The following is a 16,516-nucleotide window of genomic DNA, read 5'->3' as shown; positions in this document are numbered from 1 at the left end:
GAACCGATGCCGAAGCACTGGTGGAGTCTTGCAGTCCTGGCCCTGTTTGCGGGCAGCGCCCTCGCGCAGGGCACGACGCCGGCACGTACGACCTACTGCTGTGCGGATAACAACGGGCGCAAGATCTGCGGAGACACGCTGCCGCAAGTCTGTTACGACCGGGCGTACACCGAGTTGTCTGGCTCCGGTCGCACGATGCGCGAGATTGCCGCGCCGATGACCGCCGAACAGCGTGCCAAGTACGACGCCGAACTCAAGGCGGCCCGCGAGCGCGCCATCCGCGAGGCTGAAGCCAAGCGGCGCGACCGCGTGCTGCTCGACAGCTATGCCCGCGTCGAAGAGATCGATGCGCGTCGCGATCGTGAAATCGCCAGCGTCGAAGCCGACCTCAAGCGCGCCCGCGCACAGGAGACCGAGCTGCTGGCCAAGCGTGCTGCGCTCGAAAAGCTCAAGCCCGCCACGGGCCAGATTCCCAGGGATGTCGCGGAAGACCTCGTGACCAACTCCGGCGAGCTTGCCGCGACGCGTTCGGTCATCGACAGCAAGCAGCGCGACATCGAAGCCATCCGTACGCGCTTCGAGATGGACCGTACGCGCTTCATCGAGCTCTCTGGCGCCAGAGGCAAGCACTGAACGAAAGCGGCGTATCCGCTCCGCAGTTTCCGGTTACCTCAACGACGACCGTTCATCGCTCTGGCGATACGCTCGTCGTTCGTTTTTCATCCCCCTGTCATCAGACCTTCGGGCAAGTGTCACGAACCTCGGGGCATAGTTGCCGTGTCGTGTGCGCGCAAGGCGCATGATTCCTCAAGATTGTTGCACCGCAAGGGTTTGCGGAGAGTGTGTAGGTGGTTTCATCAGGCGTGACAGGCTTTACATTGTCTGCGTGATTCCGCTTTAAACCTTTTGCGAAATGGTTCGTTATAGAGCTTGTGGGCGGTCGGAAATTTCCGGCTGACTGCAACGGACCAGAACCCTGGCGGGAGAACTCAACATGGCGGTGAAGATCATGGATATGAGAACCGGCGAAACCCTTACCGATGCAGAACGTTACGGCGATGAAGTGCTGAACGCGAACTGGTTGTCTCACCCGGCCCTGGCGCTGGGCTTGCAGACCCAGGCCACGCAGTCCAAGCATGAAGCGGCGATGTTTACCGATATCGACGGCTTCCTGGCGCGCCTCTACAGCGCACAGGAATGATCGTTCCGGCGGCCGACTCCGTGTGGGTCGGTCGCTGATGGCTGCCGCTTGACTGCAGCCCGTCAAAGCGCGTGAGTACGGTCGCCGCGCGCGAATCCCCTCAGGGGCGCCTCCAGACCGCGGCCCAGTGCCAGCACCTTGAAAACCTCCCCCATGTCATGGGCGCCGATCAGGCGCTGCAGCGCGCGCGATGCACGCAGGTAATCCGCGCTGTCCGTCTCGCCACGCAGCGCCAGCCTCTCCAGCACACCGCAATTGACCAGGAAGCTCGCCTGCGTCGTGTAGCCCAGCACTTCAAGCCCGGCGTCAAAGCCCGCTTCGGCACAAGCCGTGAAGTCCACGAAGGAAGTAATGTCGTTAAGCCCCGGCCAGCGGTAGAACGCCGTGTGTGCGCGGTGCCGGTAGTAGCACTGCAGCGTGCCCTGACTGCGCGAGGGCAGGTAGTACTCGGCAGTCGGATACCCATAATCGATCAGCAACAAGGCCCCCTGCTGCAGGCAGCGCGCCCATTCGGCGACCCAGGCAAAAGCCGACGGGCAGATCTCGCTGACATAGTCGCCAGATGTGGGGGGCGTGACAGGGAGCTTCGCCACGGCAGCAGCGAGCCCGGCGGACAGCGGGCGTGTGGCATCGACAAGCTGGCCTTCCGCAATGCCCACGCCCAACTCCTCGCAGCCACCTTTGCGCCAGCGCAGGCGATGCACAGGCATCACATCGAGCACTTCGTTGGCCACCACGCAGCCGCTGAACATCGTCGGCATGGCGTCCAGCCAGCGCACGCGTTCGACGAGGTGTGGCACGCGCGCCTGCAGCGTTTCGCGCTGGCGTTCGCGCAGCTCGCCGCTCAGTTCGAGAATGTCGTAGTGCGTCGGCAACGCGCCGAGGGATTCGAGCGTGGCGAGCAGGTCGGCAGCCAGCAGTCCGGTGCCGGCGCCGGCTTCGAGCAGGTGTGCAGAAGACTGCGCCATTACTTCCGCGACTTGTGCGGCCAGCGCTTCGCCGAACAGCGGCGAGATTTCTGGCGCAGTAACGAAGTCGCCGTCACTGCCGAACTTGCGCGACCCGCCGCTGTAATACCCGAGGCCCGGCGTGTAGAGCGCCAGTGCCATGTAGTCGGCGAAGCTGATCCAGCCACCGGCATCGGCGATGCGCTGGCGGATCTGTGCTTCAAGTGCTTCGGAATGCGCCAGTGCATCGGCTCCGGGCGGTGGCAGCGTATTGATTTCTTTCATGGGGCGGATTGTAGGACCGAACGTCGCTGCACATCCGCACGTGGTTACAATCGTGCATGACTTCGAAACCCGCTGCTCCGGGCGTTTCCACTGCGCCCGCTGCCTCGCAGCTGCCGATCTTCCCGCTGGGCAATGTGCTGCACCCCGAAGGACGCATGAAGCTGCGCATCTTCGAGGCGCGTTACATGGACATGATCGGCGAATGCATGCGCAACGATGCCGCTTTCGGTATCTGCCTCATCGACCAGGGCCGCGAAGTGGGCGAGGCGGCGACGCCGCATGCTGTGGGCGTTGAAGCGCACATTATCGATTGGGACATGACCCAGCCGGGTGTGTTGCACATCACTGTGCGCGGTGGGCGACGCTTCCGTATCCGCAGTCACCAGATAACGCAGCGTCAAACGGTTGCGGCCGAGGTCGATTGGCTGATGCAGGAGACGGCGAGTGTTGCGCCGAAGTTCGTATCCATGCAGTCGCTGCTGCGATTGATTGCGGCGGACAAGGGAAGGGACGTGATTGCCGAGCCGCATGCGTTCGACGAGGCGAACTGGCTCGCGTTCCGTTTTGCGGAGATCCTGCCGATACCGCCGCTGGCGCGGCTCAAGTTGCTGGAGCTGGACGACGCAGACATGCGTCTGACCATCATCCACCAGTACCTCATGGAGCACGGCCTCATCAAGTGAGGCCGGCAGGGCGATCAATTTGTGATCAGGACGGACGCTGCATCTGCGAAGACAGCGAGTCGTCCCAAGTCACCAGACCCAGTTCGCGCAATCGACGCAGGTTTTCTTCTGCGCCATCACCGAGCGCAGCCTGAAGGTTGGAGAGCGGCTTGTGCCCGTCCACGAGAATCAGCAGCGAACGCAAGCGTGCATCAAGTCGCATGGCGCGCGTACGGATTTCCGTTGCGCCGGCTTCTGTCTTGAGGGGAATCACGTTGGTATCCAATCTGATGTATCCGACAAACATTTGGGGGAGTTCGTAGGGATACCTTAGCTGTCCACGATGTGCACATGCATCAGGAAGAACCCCTGCTCCACGCGTAATTCTTCACGAAAGAATTGTCGAAATTTCTCTGACACGCGCTACTGCAGGGGCTCAGCGTGAAACAAGCCTCAGAGGATTTGCGCTACCTCATCGAACGACAGACGCGGACCACGCGGATGCGTACCGCCTTCGGCGCCATAACCCAGATTGATGAGGAAGTTGGCACGCCAGCGACCATCCGCGAAAAACTCGGCATTCACCTTGTCGGCGTCGAAGCCGCCCATGGGTCCGCAATCGAGTCCCAGCATGCGTGCGGCGATGATGAAGTAGGCGCCCTGCAAAGTGCCGTCACGCAGCCCCACCTTGTCGGCGAGTGCCGGGTTGGCTTCGTACATCGGCTTGGCGTCGTATGCCGGGAACTGCGTGGCGAGATGATCGAAGAAACGTGCGTCGGTGGCGACGATAACGGTCACCGGCGCCGCCATGGTCTTTTCGAGGTTGCCGGCGGACAGCGCCGGGCGCAGGCGCTCGCGCGACTCCTTCGATTTGAGGAACACGAAGCGTCCCGCCTGGCTGTTCATCGAGGTCGGCCCCCACTTCATCAGCTCACGGATTTCGTACAGCGTGGCGTCGCTGACTTCGCGATCGCTGAAGCGGTTGAAGGTGCGTGCCGTACGGAAGGCAAGGTCGTAGGCTTGATCGGGAAGGGGAAGGCTCATGCTGTGGCTCCTGTGAGGGATCTGATCTGGTCAATGAAGGTTTGCGGGTTGCCGTAGTGGCGACCATGGTCGAGACGGTGCAGGCCACTGGCCGTCTCCAGAATGAAGGTCGGAAAGCCCTGACCGCCTGCGGCATGCAGGCGCTGGCGCGCCTCACTCACGCACTCATCCAGTTGCGTCGCCTGTTTTGTCATTGCGGTTGTGAAGGTGGCTTCGTTAAAACCCAATGCGCCAGCGAGCTTTGCGAGATGCGCCGGGTCACAGATGTCTTCGCCGCGCTGGTAACGCGCGGCCTGAATGGCCTCGAGCATATCCAGTGTTAACGACGACTCGAGCTGGCGAGCGGCCAGCAGGGCTAGCGTTGGTGTGGTCGATTCGAGCACCATGGGGGCGTCGCTGAGCAACCAGTCGATGTAAGGCTTGCCGAAAGGTACACCGGTCAGCTGATGGATTCTCTGGTCGGCATTGAGGATGTATGAACGCCAATCCGGTCCCAGGTTGCGTGGTGAATCGAACATCAGGCCCGGATGAAATTGCAGTGTCAGCCCATTGCCCAGCGCGGTGACTGCATGGCGCAGTAGCGGGCTGGCGGCATAGCACCAGCCGCAGAGCGGGTCAAAGATGTAGTGCAGGGTGGACGGCATGATGCTTTCTACAGGTTGGGGTGCTTACACTGTAGCCCGAGCAGAAAACGGGATACAGATGGCTCGAAGGCATTCTCTGATGCCGTAGGCGCAACAATGTGTTCCGCCAGCCCGGCTTATTGACCGGCGCGATATCTCCTACAGTGACACCACGCAAGCAGCCCCCACCACTGCAGCAAAGCTTGCAGCGCAACCCAACACTGGAGAAAACCATCATGAACAACTATCTGCATCTCGCCGGCCGCATCCTGCTGGCCCTCATCTTCGTCATCAGCGGCTTTGGCAAGCTCGCCGACACGGCTGGCACCGCCGGTTACATGGCTGCCATGGGTGTGCCGACCGTGCTGCTGTGGCCGACCATTGCGCTCGAAGTGCTTGGCGGCATTGCGATCATTGCGGGCTTCCAGACGCGTTGGGCAGCGCTCGCACTGGCGGGCTTCAGCGTGGTTTCCGGCGTGATCTTCCACAGCAACTTCGCTGATCAGATACAGCTCATCATGTTCCTCAAGAACCTCGCCATGGCGGGCGGCTTCCTCCTGCTGGCTGCGAGCGGTGCCACGGCTCTGAGCGTGGACGCGCGCCGCGCCTGATTCACGGAGCACGTCCTGTCGGGCGCACGGTCGATGGTCGTGCGCCCGATTTTCATGTAGTCAGCCGTCCGACGACACGGCGCACCCAGGGTGCAAGCAAGGTGACTGAAGCGAAGGCCACCGGCCAGGTCGTCAGGCAGCTTTTCAGCCAGCGCGCGGGGAAGTCGGCACTGATGCCCTGGCTCACAGCCAGTACGAAGGCCGACACGATGGCGACCATGATCACGGAAAGCAGCGCGCCGAAAAGGATCGGGGCGAAGCGGGCGGGAATGCGTGGGGTGTTGCGCATGATGTTCTCCTGTTGAATGAGGGGGGCGGAATGTGCGTTCAGGACGCGGGGGTGAAATCGGTGATGACGCGGATCAGCAGCGCACTGGCGTAAAGCCCGCAGCCAAACACCGCGTGAGTGATGAGGCTCTGCAAACGCGCCGCATTCGGGCGAGGCGTGCGGCTCGCCGCGATGCCTGCGCCCATGCCCGGCTGCATCAGCAGAAAGGGGGCGGCGACCGTGACGAGTCCGAACAGCAGCGCCGATGCGAGACGTGGCGATTGCAACCAGGCAGGGCCGCACAGCGCGACCAGCAGGGCGGCGAAGGCCATGCCTGTGAGGTAGTGCGCTGCCCAGCCGATCAGGCTTTCACCTGCGACAGCTTCGACCCGCGCAATCGCCTCGTGGCGGAAGTGGCCGCGCGGCATGTGTGCGAACCAACGCCCAACGAGGCCGTAGTCGGGGAGCGCGACGCCCAGCAGGCGCCGTCGCAGCAGCGCCCAAAGATCCGTGATCGCGGTCGCGCCAATGCCGATCAACAAGGTGTTTGTCAGGATATGCCCCAGTGATTCCATTTCGTGCTCCTCAGGCTTGCCATGGCATGGCCGTAAGCGCACAGTGCCACCTCAAGTCAACTTGAGGTCAAGGGGTTTTGTATGGACATTGCCGAAGTCGCGAAACACAGCGGCGTACCGGCCTCGACCCTGCGCTATTACGAAGAGAAAGGGCTGATCCGCTCGGTCGGTCGGCAGGGCTTGCGGCGCGTGTTTGCGCCGGCCGTACTGGAGCGCCTGGCGCTCATTGCGCTGGGGCAGTCTGCCGGGTTCTCGCTCGACGAGATCGCGCGCATGTTCGGCGCCGACGGCCAACCCGACATCGACCGCGAGCTGCTGGCCGCCAAGGCTGACGAACTCGACGCGACCATCCGCAAACTCAGCGCGATGCGCGACGGCTTGCGGCACGCTGCCGTCTGCCCCGCACCGAGCCACATGGAATGCCCGACCTTCCGCCGTCTGCTCGGCGCGGCCGCCGTCGGTGCACTGGGTGAGCGCGGCAGGGCGCGTTCGCAGCGGAGGCGTTGAGTCGGGTAGAAGCGCCAAATAGTTGCATTTCAAATGCATCAATACTAGAGTGCAGGCAAGCCCCCACGGAAACTCGCCATGCAGCTCACCCGCTTTACCGATTTCGGCCTGCGTATCCTCATGTACCTCACGCACGAGCGCGACACGCCGGTCACCATCGGCGAGATTGCTCAGCAATTCGAAGTACCTCACAACCACCTTGTCAAAGTGGCGAACCGCCTCGGCAAACTTGGCTGGGTCACTGCCGTACGCGGGCGTAAGGGCGGGCTGGTATTGGGCGTGGATGCCGAGCGCTTGCGCATCGGCGACGTCCTGCGCCAGCTCGAAGAGAGCGAATCGCTGATCGACTGTGCGTCGCAGCCCTGTGCACTGAACGGCCGTTGCCTGCTCAAGGCCGCACTTAATGCAGGGCTTGCGGCGTTCTACGACAAGATGAACGAGGTGAGCCTGGCCGACGTGAGCCGTGGCAAGACGGGCAGCGCCATCGTGACGCTGCATCGTGACTTCATCACCACGATGGGGGCTGGCCATGCATGACGTAGCCAGCGAACTGGGCCTGCCGCGAGTGGCAGAGGTGGTGGCGCGTTTCTACGCCGCGGTGCGCGTGCATCCTGCCCTGGCGGCGCCGTTTGCGCGTGTAGGCGACTGGCCGGCGCACGAGGCGGTGCTGACGCACTTCTGGTGGGTCACGCTGGGTGGCAAGCGCTATATGGACTACCGCTACCGCGTGGCCGAAAAGCACATCGAATCGGGTTTTACGCCGGCCTTGCTCGAAGACTGGCTGGCCCTGTTTGCCGACACGGTGCGCGAGAGCCTGCCGCCCGAGCTGGCCGAGCCCTGGCTGGCACGTGCGCGGCACATTGGCGAATCGCTGCGCCAGTTGCACGCCTTTCATGCGGAGTCGGCTTTGTCCGCAGTGCGTGCTTAGACGGGCTTTAAAAGTTGCATTTCATATGTATCAATAGCGTATCCGAAGACCCCGACAAGGAGCCATCATGACCCCCCCAACCACCTATCGCTTCACCCACCGCGCACCGCGCGACCTGCACGACCGTGTCGCGCTGGCCTTCACGAAACTATTGCGCTTCTGCGCTGACCTGTTCTTTGCCAGGCGTTACGGCCACCGCGCCGTGGTGCTGGAGACCGTGGCGGCCGTGCCCGGCATGGTGGCCGGCACGCTGCAGCACCTGCGCGCCTTGCGCAACATGTGCGACGACCGGGGCTGGGTGCGCCAGCTGCTTGATGAGGCCGAGAACGAGCGCATGCACCTCATGACCTTCCTCGCGATTACGCAGCCTTCGCGTTTCGAGCGCGTTCTGGTTCGACTCGCACAGGGCGTGTTCTACAACCTGTTTTTCGTGGTGTACCTGGTGTCGGCGCGCACGGCGCATCGCATCGTCGGCTACTTCGAGGAAGAAGCCTGCCGCAGCTACACCGAGTACCTCGCGGGCATCGATGCGGGGCGTTACGAGAACGTGCCGGCCCCGCAGATCGCCATCGACTACTGGAAGCTGCCTGCCAACGCCAGGCTGCGCGAGGTCGTGATTGCCGTACGAAAAGACGAAGCAGGGCATCGCGATGTCAACCACGGCTTCGCCGACGCCTTGTCGGGCGACGCAACGGCCTTGGGTGACGCAGCGCGCTGAGTATCAGTCCAGCGCGAGCGGTGCCGGGTCGATGCCCAGGTGCTGCGCGATGGCGGTGACGACCAGCATGTGATCGGCGCGCGGTGCGAGACCCGACACCGTCACCGCGCCGATCACGGCGGCGCTGCCGCGCAGGCGGATCGGGAAGCTGCCACCCACGGCCTCGTACTCGGCGCGCGTCGAGCCGGTGCGCGCGTCCAGCGTGGTGTTCGCTTTCTGCGTGTCCAGCCCGACAAGGTGCGAGCTCTTGAAGAAGCGCATCACGCTGTTGCGCTTGCGGCGAATCCAGTCAGAGTGGCCGGGATTGGTGCCGGGCATGGCGTAGAAGAACAGCGGCGCGCCGGCCAGCGTGATGTCGATGGCGACAGCAATGCCGCGTGCCTCGGCCACGCTCTTGATCAGGCCGCCCAGCGCCCAGGCGGTGGTGGTGTCGAACTCGGCGAACTGCAGGGTCTTCTCCTGCAGTGCGGCGCGGGCGATTTCTGCATCCAGTTCCATCTGTCTCTCCGTCAATGGTGCTTGCTTCAACCCAGGGCTTTGCCGACGACTTCAGCCACGTCGCTCGACAGGCCATCGTGCACGCGGATGCGTTCGAGCTGTTCGCGCGCCTTGCCCTGACGCGTGTCGTCAAACTTTCTCCAGCGGTCGAATGTACGCGCGATGCGCGATGCGACCTGCGGGTTCATGCTGTCGAGCTGCAGGATCACATCCGCCGCAAGCCTGTAGCCGCTGCCATCTGCCGCGTGGAAGTGCTTGGGGTTGGCCGCGCAGAAAGCACGCACCAGCGAGTACACCTTGTTCGGGTTGCGGATGTCGAAAGCTTCGTGCGCCATCAGGGCGCGTACATCGGCAGTTGTCGTGGGCAGACGCGACGTCGATTGCACCTGCAGCCACTTGTCGACCACCAGAGCCTCGGCCTTCCAGCGCGTATAAAAGCTGTCCAGCGCGGTGTGGCGTGCCGCGATGTCGAGATTGGCCAGCGCGCCGAGGGCGGCCATGGTGTCGGTCATGTTGGCAGCCTGCTCGTAATGGCTGACCACCAATGCGTTCGACGCTTCGTCGCCCAGCTCGGCCAGATAACCCAGGCAGACATTGCGCAGCGCGCGCTTGCCAGCCTGTTCGCCATCGGGCGAGTACGGGCCGTGAATGGCCAGACGTGCGTAAGCGGCTTCGAAGTCGGCCCGCAGCGCCTGTGCGAGATGCTGGCGCAGGGCAAGACGGGCAGCGTGGATGGCATCGGGATCGACGACTTCCATCTGCTCGGCGAGGTAGGTTTCGGAGGGCAGGACCAGTGCTTCGGCAACGAGGGCCGGGTCACCACCAGGCGTGAAGGCAGAGGCCAGCAGGCTGCGGATGGCGCTGGTGTAGCTGGCGGGGACCCACGCGGGCTCCCACGGCGTGGGGAGGAAGGTCGCCGCGCCGACTTCCACATCGGAGGGCGCTTCTTTCCAACCCGTGGGGCGGGGGGCCGCAAGCATCCTGACGCCATTCATAAGGATGCCTGTGGCGAGGCGTTGGCCGGCTTCCCAGCGATTCACTGCATCAGTGTCATGCGCCATCAGGTGCGTCAGCGCGGCCTCGCTGTAGTCGTAGTCGAGGATCACCGGCGCAGAGAAGCCGCGCAGCAGGGAAGGCACGGGCTCAGCGGTGATCTCCTCGAACACGAAGGTCTGCGTGTCCTCGCGCACAGTGAGTACGCGTTGCGTGCCCTGCACGGCCGCCTCGCCGGCGAGGCGCAGCGGCAGCTCCTTGCCCGCAGCATCCAGCAGGCCAATCACCAGCGGCAGGTGATAAGGGCCACGCTCCTGCGGAAGGCCTTCGCTGGCCATGCGCTCTTCGTAAGGTGTGGCGGGGTACTGCTGCGTGACCGTCAACGTGTAGCGCTTCGCAGCAGCATCAAACTCGCTCTTCACCACAAGGCGCGGCGTGCCGGCCTGGTTGTACCAGCGCTGGAACTGCGTGAGGTCGAGACCGGATGCGTCCTGCATCGCGGCGACAAAGTCCTCACAGCACACAGCCTGCCCGTCGTGGCGCGCGAAGTACAGATCCATGCCCTTGCGGAAGGCCTGCTTGCCGATGAGGGTGTAGATCATGCGGATGACTTCCGCCCCCTTTTCGTACACCGTCGCGGTGTAGAAGTTGTTGATCTCGGCGTAGCTCGCCGGGCGGATCGGGTGGGCCATGGGACCGGCATCTTCCGGGTACTGCGCGGCGCGCAAAGTGCGCACTTCCTGGATGCGCGTCACGCCGGCCGAGTGCACGTCCATGCCGAAGTTCTGGTCGCGGAAGACGGTGAGGCCCTCCTTCAGCGAGAGCTGGAACCAGTCGCGGCAGGTCACGCGGTTGCCCGTCCAGTTGTGGAAGTACTCGTGCGCGACGACGCGGTCAATGTTCTGGTAGTCCGTATCGGTCGCGGTGTCCGGGCGGGCCAGCACGTACTTGGTGTTGAAGATGTTGAGACCCTTGTTCTCCATTGCGCCCATGTTGAAGTCACCGACGGCGACGATCATGTAGTGCTCAAGGTCCATCTCCAGACCGAACACATCCTCGTCCCACTTCATCGACTTCTTCAGCGCGGCAATTGCGTGGTCGCACTGGTCGAGCTTGCCGGGTTCGACATACACGGCGCAGCGCACGCGGCGGCCCGAGGTCGTCGTGTAGTAGTCCTCCAGCACGTCGAGCTTCGCCGCGACGCAGGCAAACAGGTAAGCCGGCTTGGCAAACGGGTCTTCCCAGGTCGCCCAGTGGCGGCCCTCATTTCCGTCACCGCTCTCCTCACCCTGCGCAACCGGGTTGCCGTTCGACAGCAGGATGGGGAAGCTGGCCTTGTCCGCATGCAGGGTGCAGCGGAACTTCGCCATCACGTCCGGCCGATCCGGGTAGAAGGTGATGCGGCGGAAACCCTGCGCCTCGCATTGCGTGAAGTAGCCATCCTTGGAGCGGTAGAGCCCCGACAGCTGGGTGTTCTTGTCGGGCTCGATGCGTACTACCGTCTCCAGCACGAAGGCGTCCGGGGTGTCGGCCAGCGTCAGGCTGGTCTCGTCAAGCTGGTAGGCGCTTTCAGGCAGGCTGCGGCCGTCGAGGCGCAGGGCCTCAAGGTGCAGCTCTTCGCCATCGAGCCGCAGCGCACTGGCACTGGACGCCGGGTTGCGACGCATCGCCAGTCGGGCCGTGACACGGGCAAAGCCCCGGTGAATGGCGATATCCAGCTCGACCGTGTCGACCAGGTGGCTGGGGGGGGTGTAGTCCTTGAGATAGATGGTCTGCGGGGCGTTCATGCGGGGATTCCAGTGAGGCAGGGCAACGGCGAAGCGCCCATTGTAGGCCGTAGGGCGGGAGCCGAGCCGCGTTGACCTGGATCAAGCCATGCTGCGCCGCGCTGCAGTTAGAGTCCAGACTGGCTTGTTGTTTGCTGGAGGAGTAGACGGCAAAGCCGGCAAACGCCACCGGCGGGACAGGAACGACCATCATGCGAAAACTCAGTCTGCGATTGAAACATCTGACCCAGGAGCACCGTGCAGCAATGCTGCTGGCTACGGCTGCGCGCGATGCCATGCCGCAGAGTGATGAGGACCTGCCCGAGTTTGTCGAGCGGATCCGCAACATTTTCATCCAGGAGATGGAACCCCACTTCCTCGAAGAAGAGCGCCACGCACTGCCACGCCTGCGCGAGCTGGGCCGCGACGACCTGGCCGACCGCACCTACCAGGAACACATGCACATGCGCGGCCTCATCGAAGCCTTGCATGAGCAGCCCAGCGCGCTACTCATCCGCGAGTTCTCGAATGCCATGCAACGGCATGTGAACTTCGAGGAGGAAGAGGTTTGGGAAGTGCTGGAGGATGCAATGGAGGCGACACAGCAGAGTTGAGTCGGCCGTACGGGCTCCGGTCAGCCAACCGTGATGGTTTTTGACGGCCCCTTGAAGACATGCATCTTGCCGGAGTGCAGTAGCGATACCTTGCCCGTCACGCTGGTGACCTGGTACCCGAGGTTGGAGGCGAGGGTTTGCTTGCCGATACCCGTGATCTCGCCGTGGTCGGCGCTGCTTGCAACCCCCGGCCCCGAAACCGTGTTCAGCTTGCTGCTGCGCTTGTAGTGCACCTGCACCGACGTCGCTCCGGTGCGCTGGAAGTGCACGTAGATGGAATCCGTTGTGGAGGTTGGCAAGCCGGATTCCACCGTGTCGTAACACAGCACATCACCCCTGTAGCCCAAGGCTTTGGCCAGTGCGGCCACTTCGCTGGACAGATCCCCGTCCTGGCCCGTGCCATAGCGTTTCGCAAAGAAGCCGGCGACGTACATCGCGTTCCACTTCGGGTCCTGGATGAACCCGCTGTGCTGACCAATCCACTCCGCGAACTTCTTGCCGCCCTGATCACCGCCGATCAGATGCATGCCGAAAAGGCCACCGTCATTCTGCAGGACAAGCGCCATGCAGTCCGCGAGATTGGGGAAGCCCAGCAGGCTGGTGCTGTAACCGATCTGGCGTTCGCACAGGTAGCGCAAGGTGTCGGGCATGGCTCATCTCCATCGGGTCAGAGAAGTCGTATGATGTCACGCGACCTGACAGATGGGTGCGCCCGTCAGCGCTTCGTCCGCGACTCTTCGATGATTCTCGCCATCGCCGTGTAACCGCGTGCCCGCGCCAGCACCAGGGGCGTGTTGCCCTCGCGGTCAGTGAGTCTTGGCGACGCACCAGCTTCCACCAAGGCGCGCAGTGTGGCCTGATGGCGCAGGCCGCCATCGCCGAGCACGATGGACTCGATGACGGCTGTCCAGTGCAGGTTATTGACGTGGTCGAGCGGTGCGCCCGCAGCGATGAGCTGCTTCACGACGCCGTCGTGGCCGAGATGGGCAGCGGCGATCAAAGCCGTGCCTTCGTAGCGGCTGGTGACCTGCTTCGCACTGGCGCCCAGCGACAACAGCACGCGTAGCGTTTCTTCATCGTCGGCAACACTGGCGATGGTGACGCAGTCGTAACGGTCGTCTTCGAGCAGATCGAGTTTTGCGCCGGCTTTGGCGAGCAGGCGGATGACTTCGCGTTGCTTGGCAAAGCTGGCAACGTGCAGGGGCGTGCGGCCGTGGCCGTCGCGTGCGTTGAGGTCAGCGCCGCTGGCGATGAGTTGTTGCAGGCGGGCCGTGTCGCCCTGGTGGGCGGCGGCGTGCAGGCCGCTGTAGCGGGCAGCTTCGCTGGCGCTGGGGGCGGTCTGGGCTTGTGCTGAGGGTGTGGTGGTGAGTGCCAGCAGCAGGAGTGTGGCGAAGCGGGAGAGGTTCAGCATGGTGTCCTCCGTGCTTTACGGTTACAAGCGGTTCAGATCGTCATTCCCGCGAAGGCGGGAATCCAGCGTCGTTCGTAAAGTCACTGGATTCCCGCCTTCGCGGGAATGACGGTACAGGCAAAGACCGACTTACTTGAGCAGATCCTTGACCTTTTCAAGCGCCGCCATCGCGCACTGTTCATCCAGGTGGCCCCCGGGCGCACCACCAACGCCGACTGCGCCGATTACGTCGTTACCGACCTTGACCGGCACACCACCGCCAAGCAGCAGGTAGCCCGGGATGTAGACGAGGTTGGCGGCTGCGGGGTTCTTCTGCGCACCTTCCATCATGGCCAGCGTGGTGTTCTTCGCCGAAGCCGAGGTCCAGGCCTTCTGCTGGCTGGCGGCCAGGGTGTGCGGGCCGGCGTTGTCTGCACGCTGCACGGCACGCACGGTGCCGGCGCGGTCCACCACGGTGGCAGTGACGGCGTAGCCATTGGCGCTGCAGGCAGCGACGCTGGCGGCAGCGATCTGGTTCGCCAGATCGAGCGACATGTTCTTCTCGGTACGCACAGCAGTGCTCTGGGCGCTGGCGAAACCGGCGGCGGCGAGCAGGGCGATGGCGGTGAGGGTGTGGATCTTGCGCATGGTGTTCTCCTTTGGGTTGGGCGCCGCAGATGCGGCTGCCATGGGGAGAACTCTAGGGATCGCGCCGCCTGCGGCCCATTCGTAGGGCTACGTCTGGCCCTCCGTAAAACTACTGAGAGGCGCCGTCCGCCGCCTCGACCAGTGTCGCGTACTGGCGAATGAGCTGCGCCAGCGATTCGGCCTGCAGCTTGGCGAAGAGGTTGGCACGGTGGGTCTCGACGGTGCGTGGCGAGACGTCCAGTGCGCGGCCTATTTCCTTGTTGGTGAGGCCGCTGACGATGAGGCCCAGCACTTCGCGCTCGCGCTCCGAGAGCTGGCCGTAGCGCTCGCGTGCGACACGGTCGGCGGCGTGCCGTTCGCGCGAGCGCACATGCTGACGTACGGCGTTCTGCAGGGTGTCGAGCAGCAGCTCGTCGTTGACGGGCTTTTCGAGGAATTCGGCGGCGCCTGATTTGAAGGCGCGTCGGCAGAGGTCAACCGTGCCGTGGCCTGTCAGCATGATGACGGGCTGGTCGACCCCGCGTGCGATGAGGGTGTCGAGCACGCTCAAGCCGCTGATGCCGGGCATGCGCACATCGAGCAGGATCGCGCCTATGCCTTCGGGCGAAAAGCCATCGAGGAAGGCTTGCGGGTCGGCCCAGGTCTCGACGCGCAGTCCCACGGTGCCGATCAGCAGCGCGAGGCCTTCGCGCACGGCGGCGTCGTCGTCGATGAGGTGGATCAGGGGTGAGAGGGAGGAAGGAGATGAGGGGGGCGAGCTGTTCATGTGCTGGCTTCCGGCAAACGCAAGGTGAACTCGGCGCCCTGCGGCACACGGTTGGCCGCACGCAGCTCGCCGCCCATGCCGGCTGCCAGCGTCTCGCACAGGCTCAGGCCCAGCCCGAGGCCATCTTCACGCGTCGAGAAGAAGGGTTCGAACAAGCGCGGCAGCACCTCGGGGGCAATGCCGGGGCCGCAGTCGGCGACGCGCAGCACGCCTTGCCTGTTGTCGTGACTGATGTGCAGCGTCAGCGCGCGTTGCGCGGTCGGCACTTTCTCGAGCGCTTGCAGCGCGTTCATGACGAGGTTGTGGATCACCTGTTCGAGTGCCACCGGCTCGGCCAGCACCACGCGCGAAGCGTCGCCTTCCAGTGTGACGGCCACGCTACGCTTGTGCGCCTCCGGTTCAAGCAGGTAGAGCACCTGGCGTGCGACCTGCACGAGGTCGACGGCGACGCGTTCGGCGCCGGCTTCCGGGCGCTCCACCACACGGCGCAAACGGCCCACCACCTCGGCTGCGCGCTGCGCCTGTTCGGCTGCCTTGCCCATGGCGCTGCGCGCGGTGTCGAGCTCGGGTTCATCATCGTCGAGCAGGCGGCGTGCAGCCTGCGTGTTGGCGAGCACGGCGGTCAGCGGCTGGTTGAGTTCGTGGGCCATGCCGGCCGCGAGTTCGCCCAGCGTGTTGAGGCGCGCGACCTGACCCAGACGCAACAGCTCTTCGGCGCGGAGGCGTTGCGCACGCTGCGTACGCAACTGGTAGGCCGCCACGCAGCCGGCAACAACCAGCGCACACCAGCCGGCCATCCACCCCCAGGGCAGCTGCAACCAGCCGACGATGCGCTCGGCATAGACCTCGAAAGGCTGGCTGTCGGCGGCCAGATGCTTGCTGAAGCTGAAGCCTTTTCCCCAGGGCAGGTAACGCCCTTCCTGCAGGACAAGCGTCTGCGCGTCATGGCGCAACAGCACGCGTACCGGGCTGGCCTTCGGGTCGGTCGGCCACTCGGCCCAGGGCAGCATTTCGCGCAGGCCCACGGTCATGGCGTGACTTGCCGGTTGTCCGGCCAGCACCAGCACGTAACGCCCCTGCGCGAAGTCGGCATAGGCCAGCTCCGGACGGCGCAGTTCGCGGGAGCGCGCTTCTGCCGCCGTCAGACGCGCATCGCTCCAGGCTTCACCGGCCGCCCGGCGTTGCATGCCGAGGATCTGTGGATACAGCGCGCTGAGACGCTGCTCGCGCTCGCTGCCTTGCTCGGCCTGCAGCAGTGACACGGTGGCGAGGATCGCATCGTGCTGCACCACGCGCTGGCTCAGCACGCGATGCATGATGCGCGCATCGGTCTCGAAGGCCTCGCGCTGCTGCGTGAGCGCGATGCGGCCGAGCAGCCACACGCCGGCGATGCACAGCAGCGCGCCAGACAGTAGCCACCAGCGGAGTCGGATGAGACGTTTCAGCATGGCCACATTGTGGCAAAAGCGCGC

Annotated in this window: 22 protein-coding genes; 9 read left to right on the top strand and 13 right to left on the bottom strand. The window is 64.1% G+C overall.

Translation table 11 applies throughout. The features are described from left to right. The first annotated feature begins 6 nt into the window (after window positions 1–6). Both ABEA02_RS10990 and ABEA02_RS10985 read left to right on the top strand, forming a co-directional pair. Complete coding sequence (locus ABEA02_RS10990) at window positions 7–633, top strand: hypothetical protein (RefSeq protein ID WP_345532995.1); 627 nt, start codon at window positions 7–9, stop codon at window positions 631–633. A gap of 361 nt (window positions 634–994) precedes the next feature. Next, window positions 995–1,201, top strand: a complete 207-nt coding sequence (locus ABEA02_RS10985) for a hypothetical protein (RefSeq protein WP_345532994.1) — start codon at window positions 995–997, stop codon at window positions 1,199–1,201. Window positions 1,202–1,263: 62 nt separating this feature from the next. Here ABEA02_RS10985 and ABEA02_RS10980 read toward each other — a convergent pair whose 3' ends face one another. Then, window positions 1,264–2,433, bottom strand: coding sequence for a class I SAM-dependent methyltransferase (locus ABEA02_RS10980; protein ID WP_345532992.1), 1,170 nt, complete (start codon window positions 2,431–2,433; stop codon window positions 1,264–1,266). 56 nt (window positions 2,434–2,489) lie between these two features. Here ABEA02_RS10980 and ABEA02_RS10975 point away from each other — a divergent pair, with 56 nt between their 5' ends. Continuing rightward, entirely contained in the window at window positions 2,490–3,116 is a 627-nt protein-coding gene (locus tag ABEA02_RS10975) for an LON peptidase substrate-binding domain-containing protein (RefSeq protein WP_345532991.1), read from the top strand. 25 nt (window positions 3,117–3,141) lie between these two features. Here ABEA02_RS10975 and ABEA02_RS10970 read toward each other — a convergent pair whose 3' ends face one another. From ABEA02_RS10970 to ABEA02_RS10960, 3 genes are all read right to left on the bottom strand, one after another. After that, the gene (locus ABEA02_RS10970) at window positions 3,142–3,381 is read right to left on the bottom strand and encodes a hypothetical protein (RefSeq protein WP_345532990.1); all 240 of its coding nucleotides are present in this window, start codon (window positions 3,379–3,381) and stop codon (window positions 3,142–3,144) included. A gap of 167 nt (window positions 3,382–3,548) precedes the next feature. Continuing rightward, window positions 3,549–4,139: a malonic semialdehyde reductase gene (locus tag ABEA02_RS10965; RefSeq protein WP_345532988.1), complete on the bottom strand. Its 591-nt coding sequence runs from the start codon at window positions 4,137–4,139 to the stop codon at window positions 3,549–3,551. Beyond that, the gene (locus ABEA02_RS10960) at window positions 4,136–4,783 is read right to left on the bottom strand and encodes a DsbA family protein (RefSeq protein ID WP_345532986.1); all 648 of its coding nucleotides are present in this window, start codon (window positions 4,781–4,783) and stop codon (window positions 4,136–4,138) included. The genes ABEA02_RS10965 and ABEA02_RS10960 overlap by 4 nt, the downstream gene beginning before the upstream one ends. A 215-nt stretch (window positions 4,784–4,998) precedes the next feature. On the opposite strand from ABEA02_RS10960, the gene ABEA02_RS10955 reads away from it, so the two are divergent. Further along, window positions 4,999–5,373 carry a DoxX family protein gene (locus ABEA02_RS10955; protein ID WP_345532985.1) on the top strand — a complete coding sequence of 125 codons (375 nt, stop codon included), beginning with the start codon at window positions 4,999–5,001 and terminating at the stop codon, window positions 5,371–5,373. 52 nt (window positions 5,374–5,425) lie between these two features. Here ABEA02_RS10955 and ABEA02_RS10950 read toward each other — a convergent pair whose 3' ends face one another. After that, window positions 5,426–5,662 carry a DUF2798 domain-containing protein gene (locus tag ABEA02_RS10950; RefSeq protein WP_345532984.1) on the bottom strand — a complete coding sequence of 79 codons (237 nt, stop codon included), beginning with the start codon at window positions 5,660–5,662 and terminating at the stop codon, window positions 5,426–5,428. A gap of 38 nt (window positions 5,663–5,700) precedes the next feature. Next, the gene (locus tag ABEA02_RS10945) at window positions 5,701–6,216 is read right to left on the bottom strand and encodes a DUF2938 domain-containing protein (protein WP_345532983.1); all 516 of its coding nucleotides are present in this window, start codon (window positions 6,214–6,216) and stop codon (window positions 5,701–5,703) included. 81 nt (window positions 6,217–6,297) lie between these two features. Between ABEA02_RS10945 and ABEA02_RS10940 the strand changes: the two genes are divergently transcribed. The 4 genes from ABEA02_RS10940 to ABEA02_RS10925 all read left to right on the top strand — a co-directional run bounded on the left by ABEA02_RS10940 (window position 6,298) and on the right by ABEA02_RS10925 (window position 8,369). Next, a complete protein-coding gene (locus ABEA02_RS10940; RefSeq protein ID WP_345532982.1) occupies window positions 6,298–6,723 on the top strand; it encodes a helix-turn-helix domain-containing protein in 426 nt (141 codons plus the stop codon). A 78-nt stretch (window positions 6,724–6,801) separates the two neighbouring features. Beyond that, window positions 6,802–7,260 (top strand): RrF2 family transcriptional regulator, encoded by a 459-nt coding sequence (locus ABEA02_RS10935; protein WP_345532981.1) that lies wholly within the window; start codon window positions 6,802–6,804, stop codon window positions 7,258–7,260. Beyond that, a complete protein-coding gene (locus tag ABEA02_RS10930) occupies window positions 7,253–7,651 on the top strand; it encodes a group III truncated hemoglobin (protein ID WP_345532979.1) in 399 nt (132 codons plus the stop codon). Before ABEA02_RS10935 ends, ABEA02_RS10930 begins: the two co-directional genes overlap by 8 nt. Window positions 7,652–7,718: 67 nt before the next feature. Next, window positions 7,719–8,369: an alternative oxidase gene (locus ABEA02_RS10925; RefSeq protein ID WP_345532978.1), complete on the top strand. Its 651-nt coding sequence runs from the start codon at window positions 7,719–7,721 to the stop codon at window positions 8,367–8,369. A gap of 3 nt (window positions 8,370–8,372) precedes the next feature. On the opposite strand, the gene ABEA02_RS10920 is transcribed toward ABEA02_RS10925, so the two are convergent. Together ABEA02_RS10920 and pepN are read right to left on the bottom strand one after the other, a co-directional pair. Further along, complete coding sequence (locus tag ABEA02_RS10920; protein ID WP_345532977.1) at window positions 8,373–8,867, bottom strand: heme-degrading domain-containing protein; 495 nt, start codon at window positions 8,865–8,867, stop codon at window positions 8,373–8,375. A 26-nt stretch (window positions 8,868–8,893) separates the two neighbouring features. Then, window positions 8,894–11,647, bottom strand: a complete 2,754-nt coding sequence (pepN, locus tag ABEA02_RS10915) for an aminopeptidase N (protein WP_345532976.1) — start codon at window positions 11,645–11,647, stop codon at window positions 8,894–8,896. 191 nt (window positions 11,648–11,838) lie between these two features. Here pepN and ABEA02_RS10910 point away from each other — a divergent pair, with 191 nt between their 5' ends. Then, window positions 11,839–12,240 (top strand): hemerythrin domain-containing protein, encoded by a 402-nt coding sequence (locus tag ABEA02_RS10910; RefSeq protein WP_345532975.1) that lies wholly within the window; start codon window positions 11,839–11,841, stop codon window positions 12,238–12,240. Between the two features lie 20 nt (window positions 12,241–12,260). Here ABEA02_RS10910 and ABEA02_RS10905 read toward each other — a convergent pair whose 3' ends face one another. From ABEA02_RS10905 to ABEA02_RS10885, 5 genes are all read right to left on the bottom strand, one after another. Beyond that, a complete protein-coding gene (locus ABEA02_RS10905; protein ID WP_345532974.1) occupies window positions 12,261–12,890 on the bottom strand; it encodes a hypothetical protein in 630 nt (209 codons plus the stop codon). A gap of 65 nt (window positions 12,891–12,955) precedes the next feature. After that, window positions 12,956–13,651 (bottom strand): ankyrin repeat domain-containing protein, encoded by a 696-nt coding sequence (locus ABEA02_RS10900; protein ID WP_345532973.1) that lies wholly within the window; start codon window positions 13,649–13,651, stop codon window positions 12,956–12,958. A gap of 129 nt (window positions 13,652–13,780) precedes the next feature. Continuing rightward, a complete protein-coding gene (locus ABEA02_RS10895) occupies window positions 13,781–14,278 on the bottom strand; it encodes a GlcG/HbpS family heme-binding protein (RefSeq protein ID WP_345532972.1) in 498 nt (165 codons plus the stop codon). Window positions 14,279–14,387: 109 nt separating this feature from the next. Beyond that, window positions 14,388–15,044, bottom strand: coding sequence for a response regulator transcription factor (locus tag ABEA02_RS10890; RefSeq protein WP_345532970.1), 657 nt, complete (start codon window positions 15,042–15,044; stop codon window positions 14,388–14,390). Then, the gene (locus ABEA02_RS10885; RefSeq protein ID WP_345532969.1) at window positions 15,041–16,492 is read right to left on the bottom strand and encodes a sensor histidine kinase; all 1,452 of its coding nucleotides are present in this window, start codon (window positions 16,490–16,492) and stop codon (window positions 15,041–15,043) included. Before ABEA02_RS10885 ends, ABEA02_RS10890 begins: the two co-directional genes overlap by 4 nt. Window positions 16,493–16,516 lie beyond the last annotated feature (24 nt).

This window comes from Viridibacterium curvum, assembly GCF_039544165.1.
In the GTDB taxonomy this organism is placed as follows: domain Bacteria; phylum Pseudomonadota; class Gammaproteobacteria; order Burkholderiales; family Rhodocyclaceae; genus Viridibacterium; species Viridibacterium curvum.
This window is presented reverse-complemented; position numbering and strand designations above follow the sequence as displayed.

Bases quoted from the DNA above. Each gene is read 5' to 3' on its own strand.
- ABEA02_RS10990 (WP_345532995.1), top strand. From the start codon at position 7: ATGCCGAAGCACTGGTGGAGTCTTGCAGTCCTGGCCCTGTTTGCGGGC.
- ABEA02_RS10985 (WP_345532994.1), top strand. From the start codon at position 995: ATGGCGGTGAAGATCATGGATATGAGAACCGGCGAAACCCTTACCGAT.
- ABEA02_RS10980 (WP_345532992.1), bottom strand. From the start codon at position 2,433: ATGAAAGAAATCAATACGCTGCCACCGCCCGGAGCCGATGCACTGGCG.
- ABEA02_RS10975 (WP_345532991.1), top strand. From the start codon at position 2,490: ATGACTTCGAAACCCGCTGCTCCGGGCGTTTCCACTGCGCCCGCTGCC.
- ABEA02_RS10965 (WP_345532988.1), bottom strand. From the start codon at position 4,139: ATGAGCCTTCCCCTTCCCGATCAAGCCTACGACCTTGCCTTCCGTACG.
- ABEA02_RS10960 (WP_345532986.1), bottom strand. From the start codon at position 4,783: ATGCCGTCCACCCTGCACTACATCTTTGACCCGCTCTGCGGCTGGTGC.
- ABEA02_RS10955 (WP_345532985.1), top strand. From the start codon at position 4,999: ATGAACAACTATCTGCATCTCGCCGGCCGCATCCTGCTGGCCCTCATC.
- ABEA02_RS10950 (WP_345532984.1), bottom strand. From the start codon at position 5,662: ATGCGCAACACCCCACGCATTCCCGCCCGCTTCGCCCCGATCCTTTTC.
- ABEA02_RS10945 (WP_345532983.1), bottom strand. From the start codon at position 6,216: ATGGAATCACTGGGGCATATCCTGACAAACACCTTGTTGATCGGCATT.
- ABEA02_RS10940 (WP_345532982.1), top strand. From the start codon at position 6,298: ATGGACATTGCCGAAGTCGCGAAACACAGCGGCGTACCGGCCTCGACC.
- ABEA02_RS10935 (WP_345532981.1), top strand. From the start codon at position 6,802: ATGCAGCTCACCCGCTTTACCGATTTCGGCCTGCGTATCCTCATGTAC.
- ABEA02_RS10930 (WP_345532979.1), top strand. From the start codon at position 7,253: ATGCATGACGTAGCCAGCGAACTGGGCCTGCCGCGAGTGGCAGAGGTG.
- ABEA02_RS10925 (WP_345532978.1), top strand. From the start codon at position 7,719: ATGACCCCCCCAACCACCTATCGCTTCACCCACCGCGCACCGCGCGAC.
- ABEA02_RS10920 (WP_345532977.1), bottom strand. From the start codon at position 8,867: ATGGAACTGGATGCAGAAATCGCCCGCGCCGCACTGCAGGAGAAGACC.
- pepN (WP_345532976.1), bottom strand. From the start codon at position 11,647: ATGAACGCCCCGCAGACCATCTATCTCAAGGACTACACCCCCCCCAGC.
- ABEA02_RS10910 (WP_345532975.1), top strand. From the start codon at position 11,839: ATGCGAAAACTCAGTCTGCGATTGAAACATCTGACCCAGGAGCACCGT.
- ABEA02_RS10905 (WP_345532974.1), bottom strand. From the start codon at position 12,890: ATGCCCGACACCTTGCGCTACCTGTGCGAACGCCAGATCGGTTACAGC.
- ABEA02_RS10900 (WP_345532973.1), bottom strand. From the start codon at position 13,651: ATGCTGAACCTCTCCCGCTTCGCCACACTCCTGCTGCTGGCACTCACC.
- ABEA02_RS10895 (WP_345532972.1), bottom strand. From the start codon at position 14,278: ATGCGCAAGATCCACACCCTCACCGCCATCGCCCTGCTCGCCGCCGCC.
- ABEA02_RS10890 (WP_345532970.1), bottom strand. From the start codon at position 15,044: ATGAACAGCTCGCCCCCCTCATCTCCTTCCTCCCTCTCACCCCTGATC.
- ABEA02_RS10885 (WP_345532969.1), bottom strand. From the start codon at position 16,492: ATGCTGAAACGTCTCATCCGACTCCGCTGGTGGCTACTGTCTGGCGCG.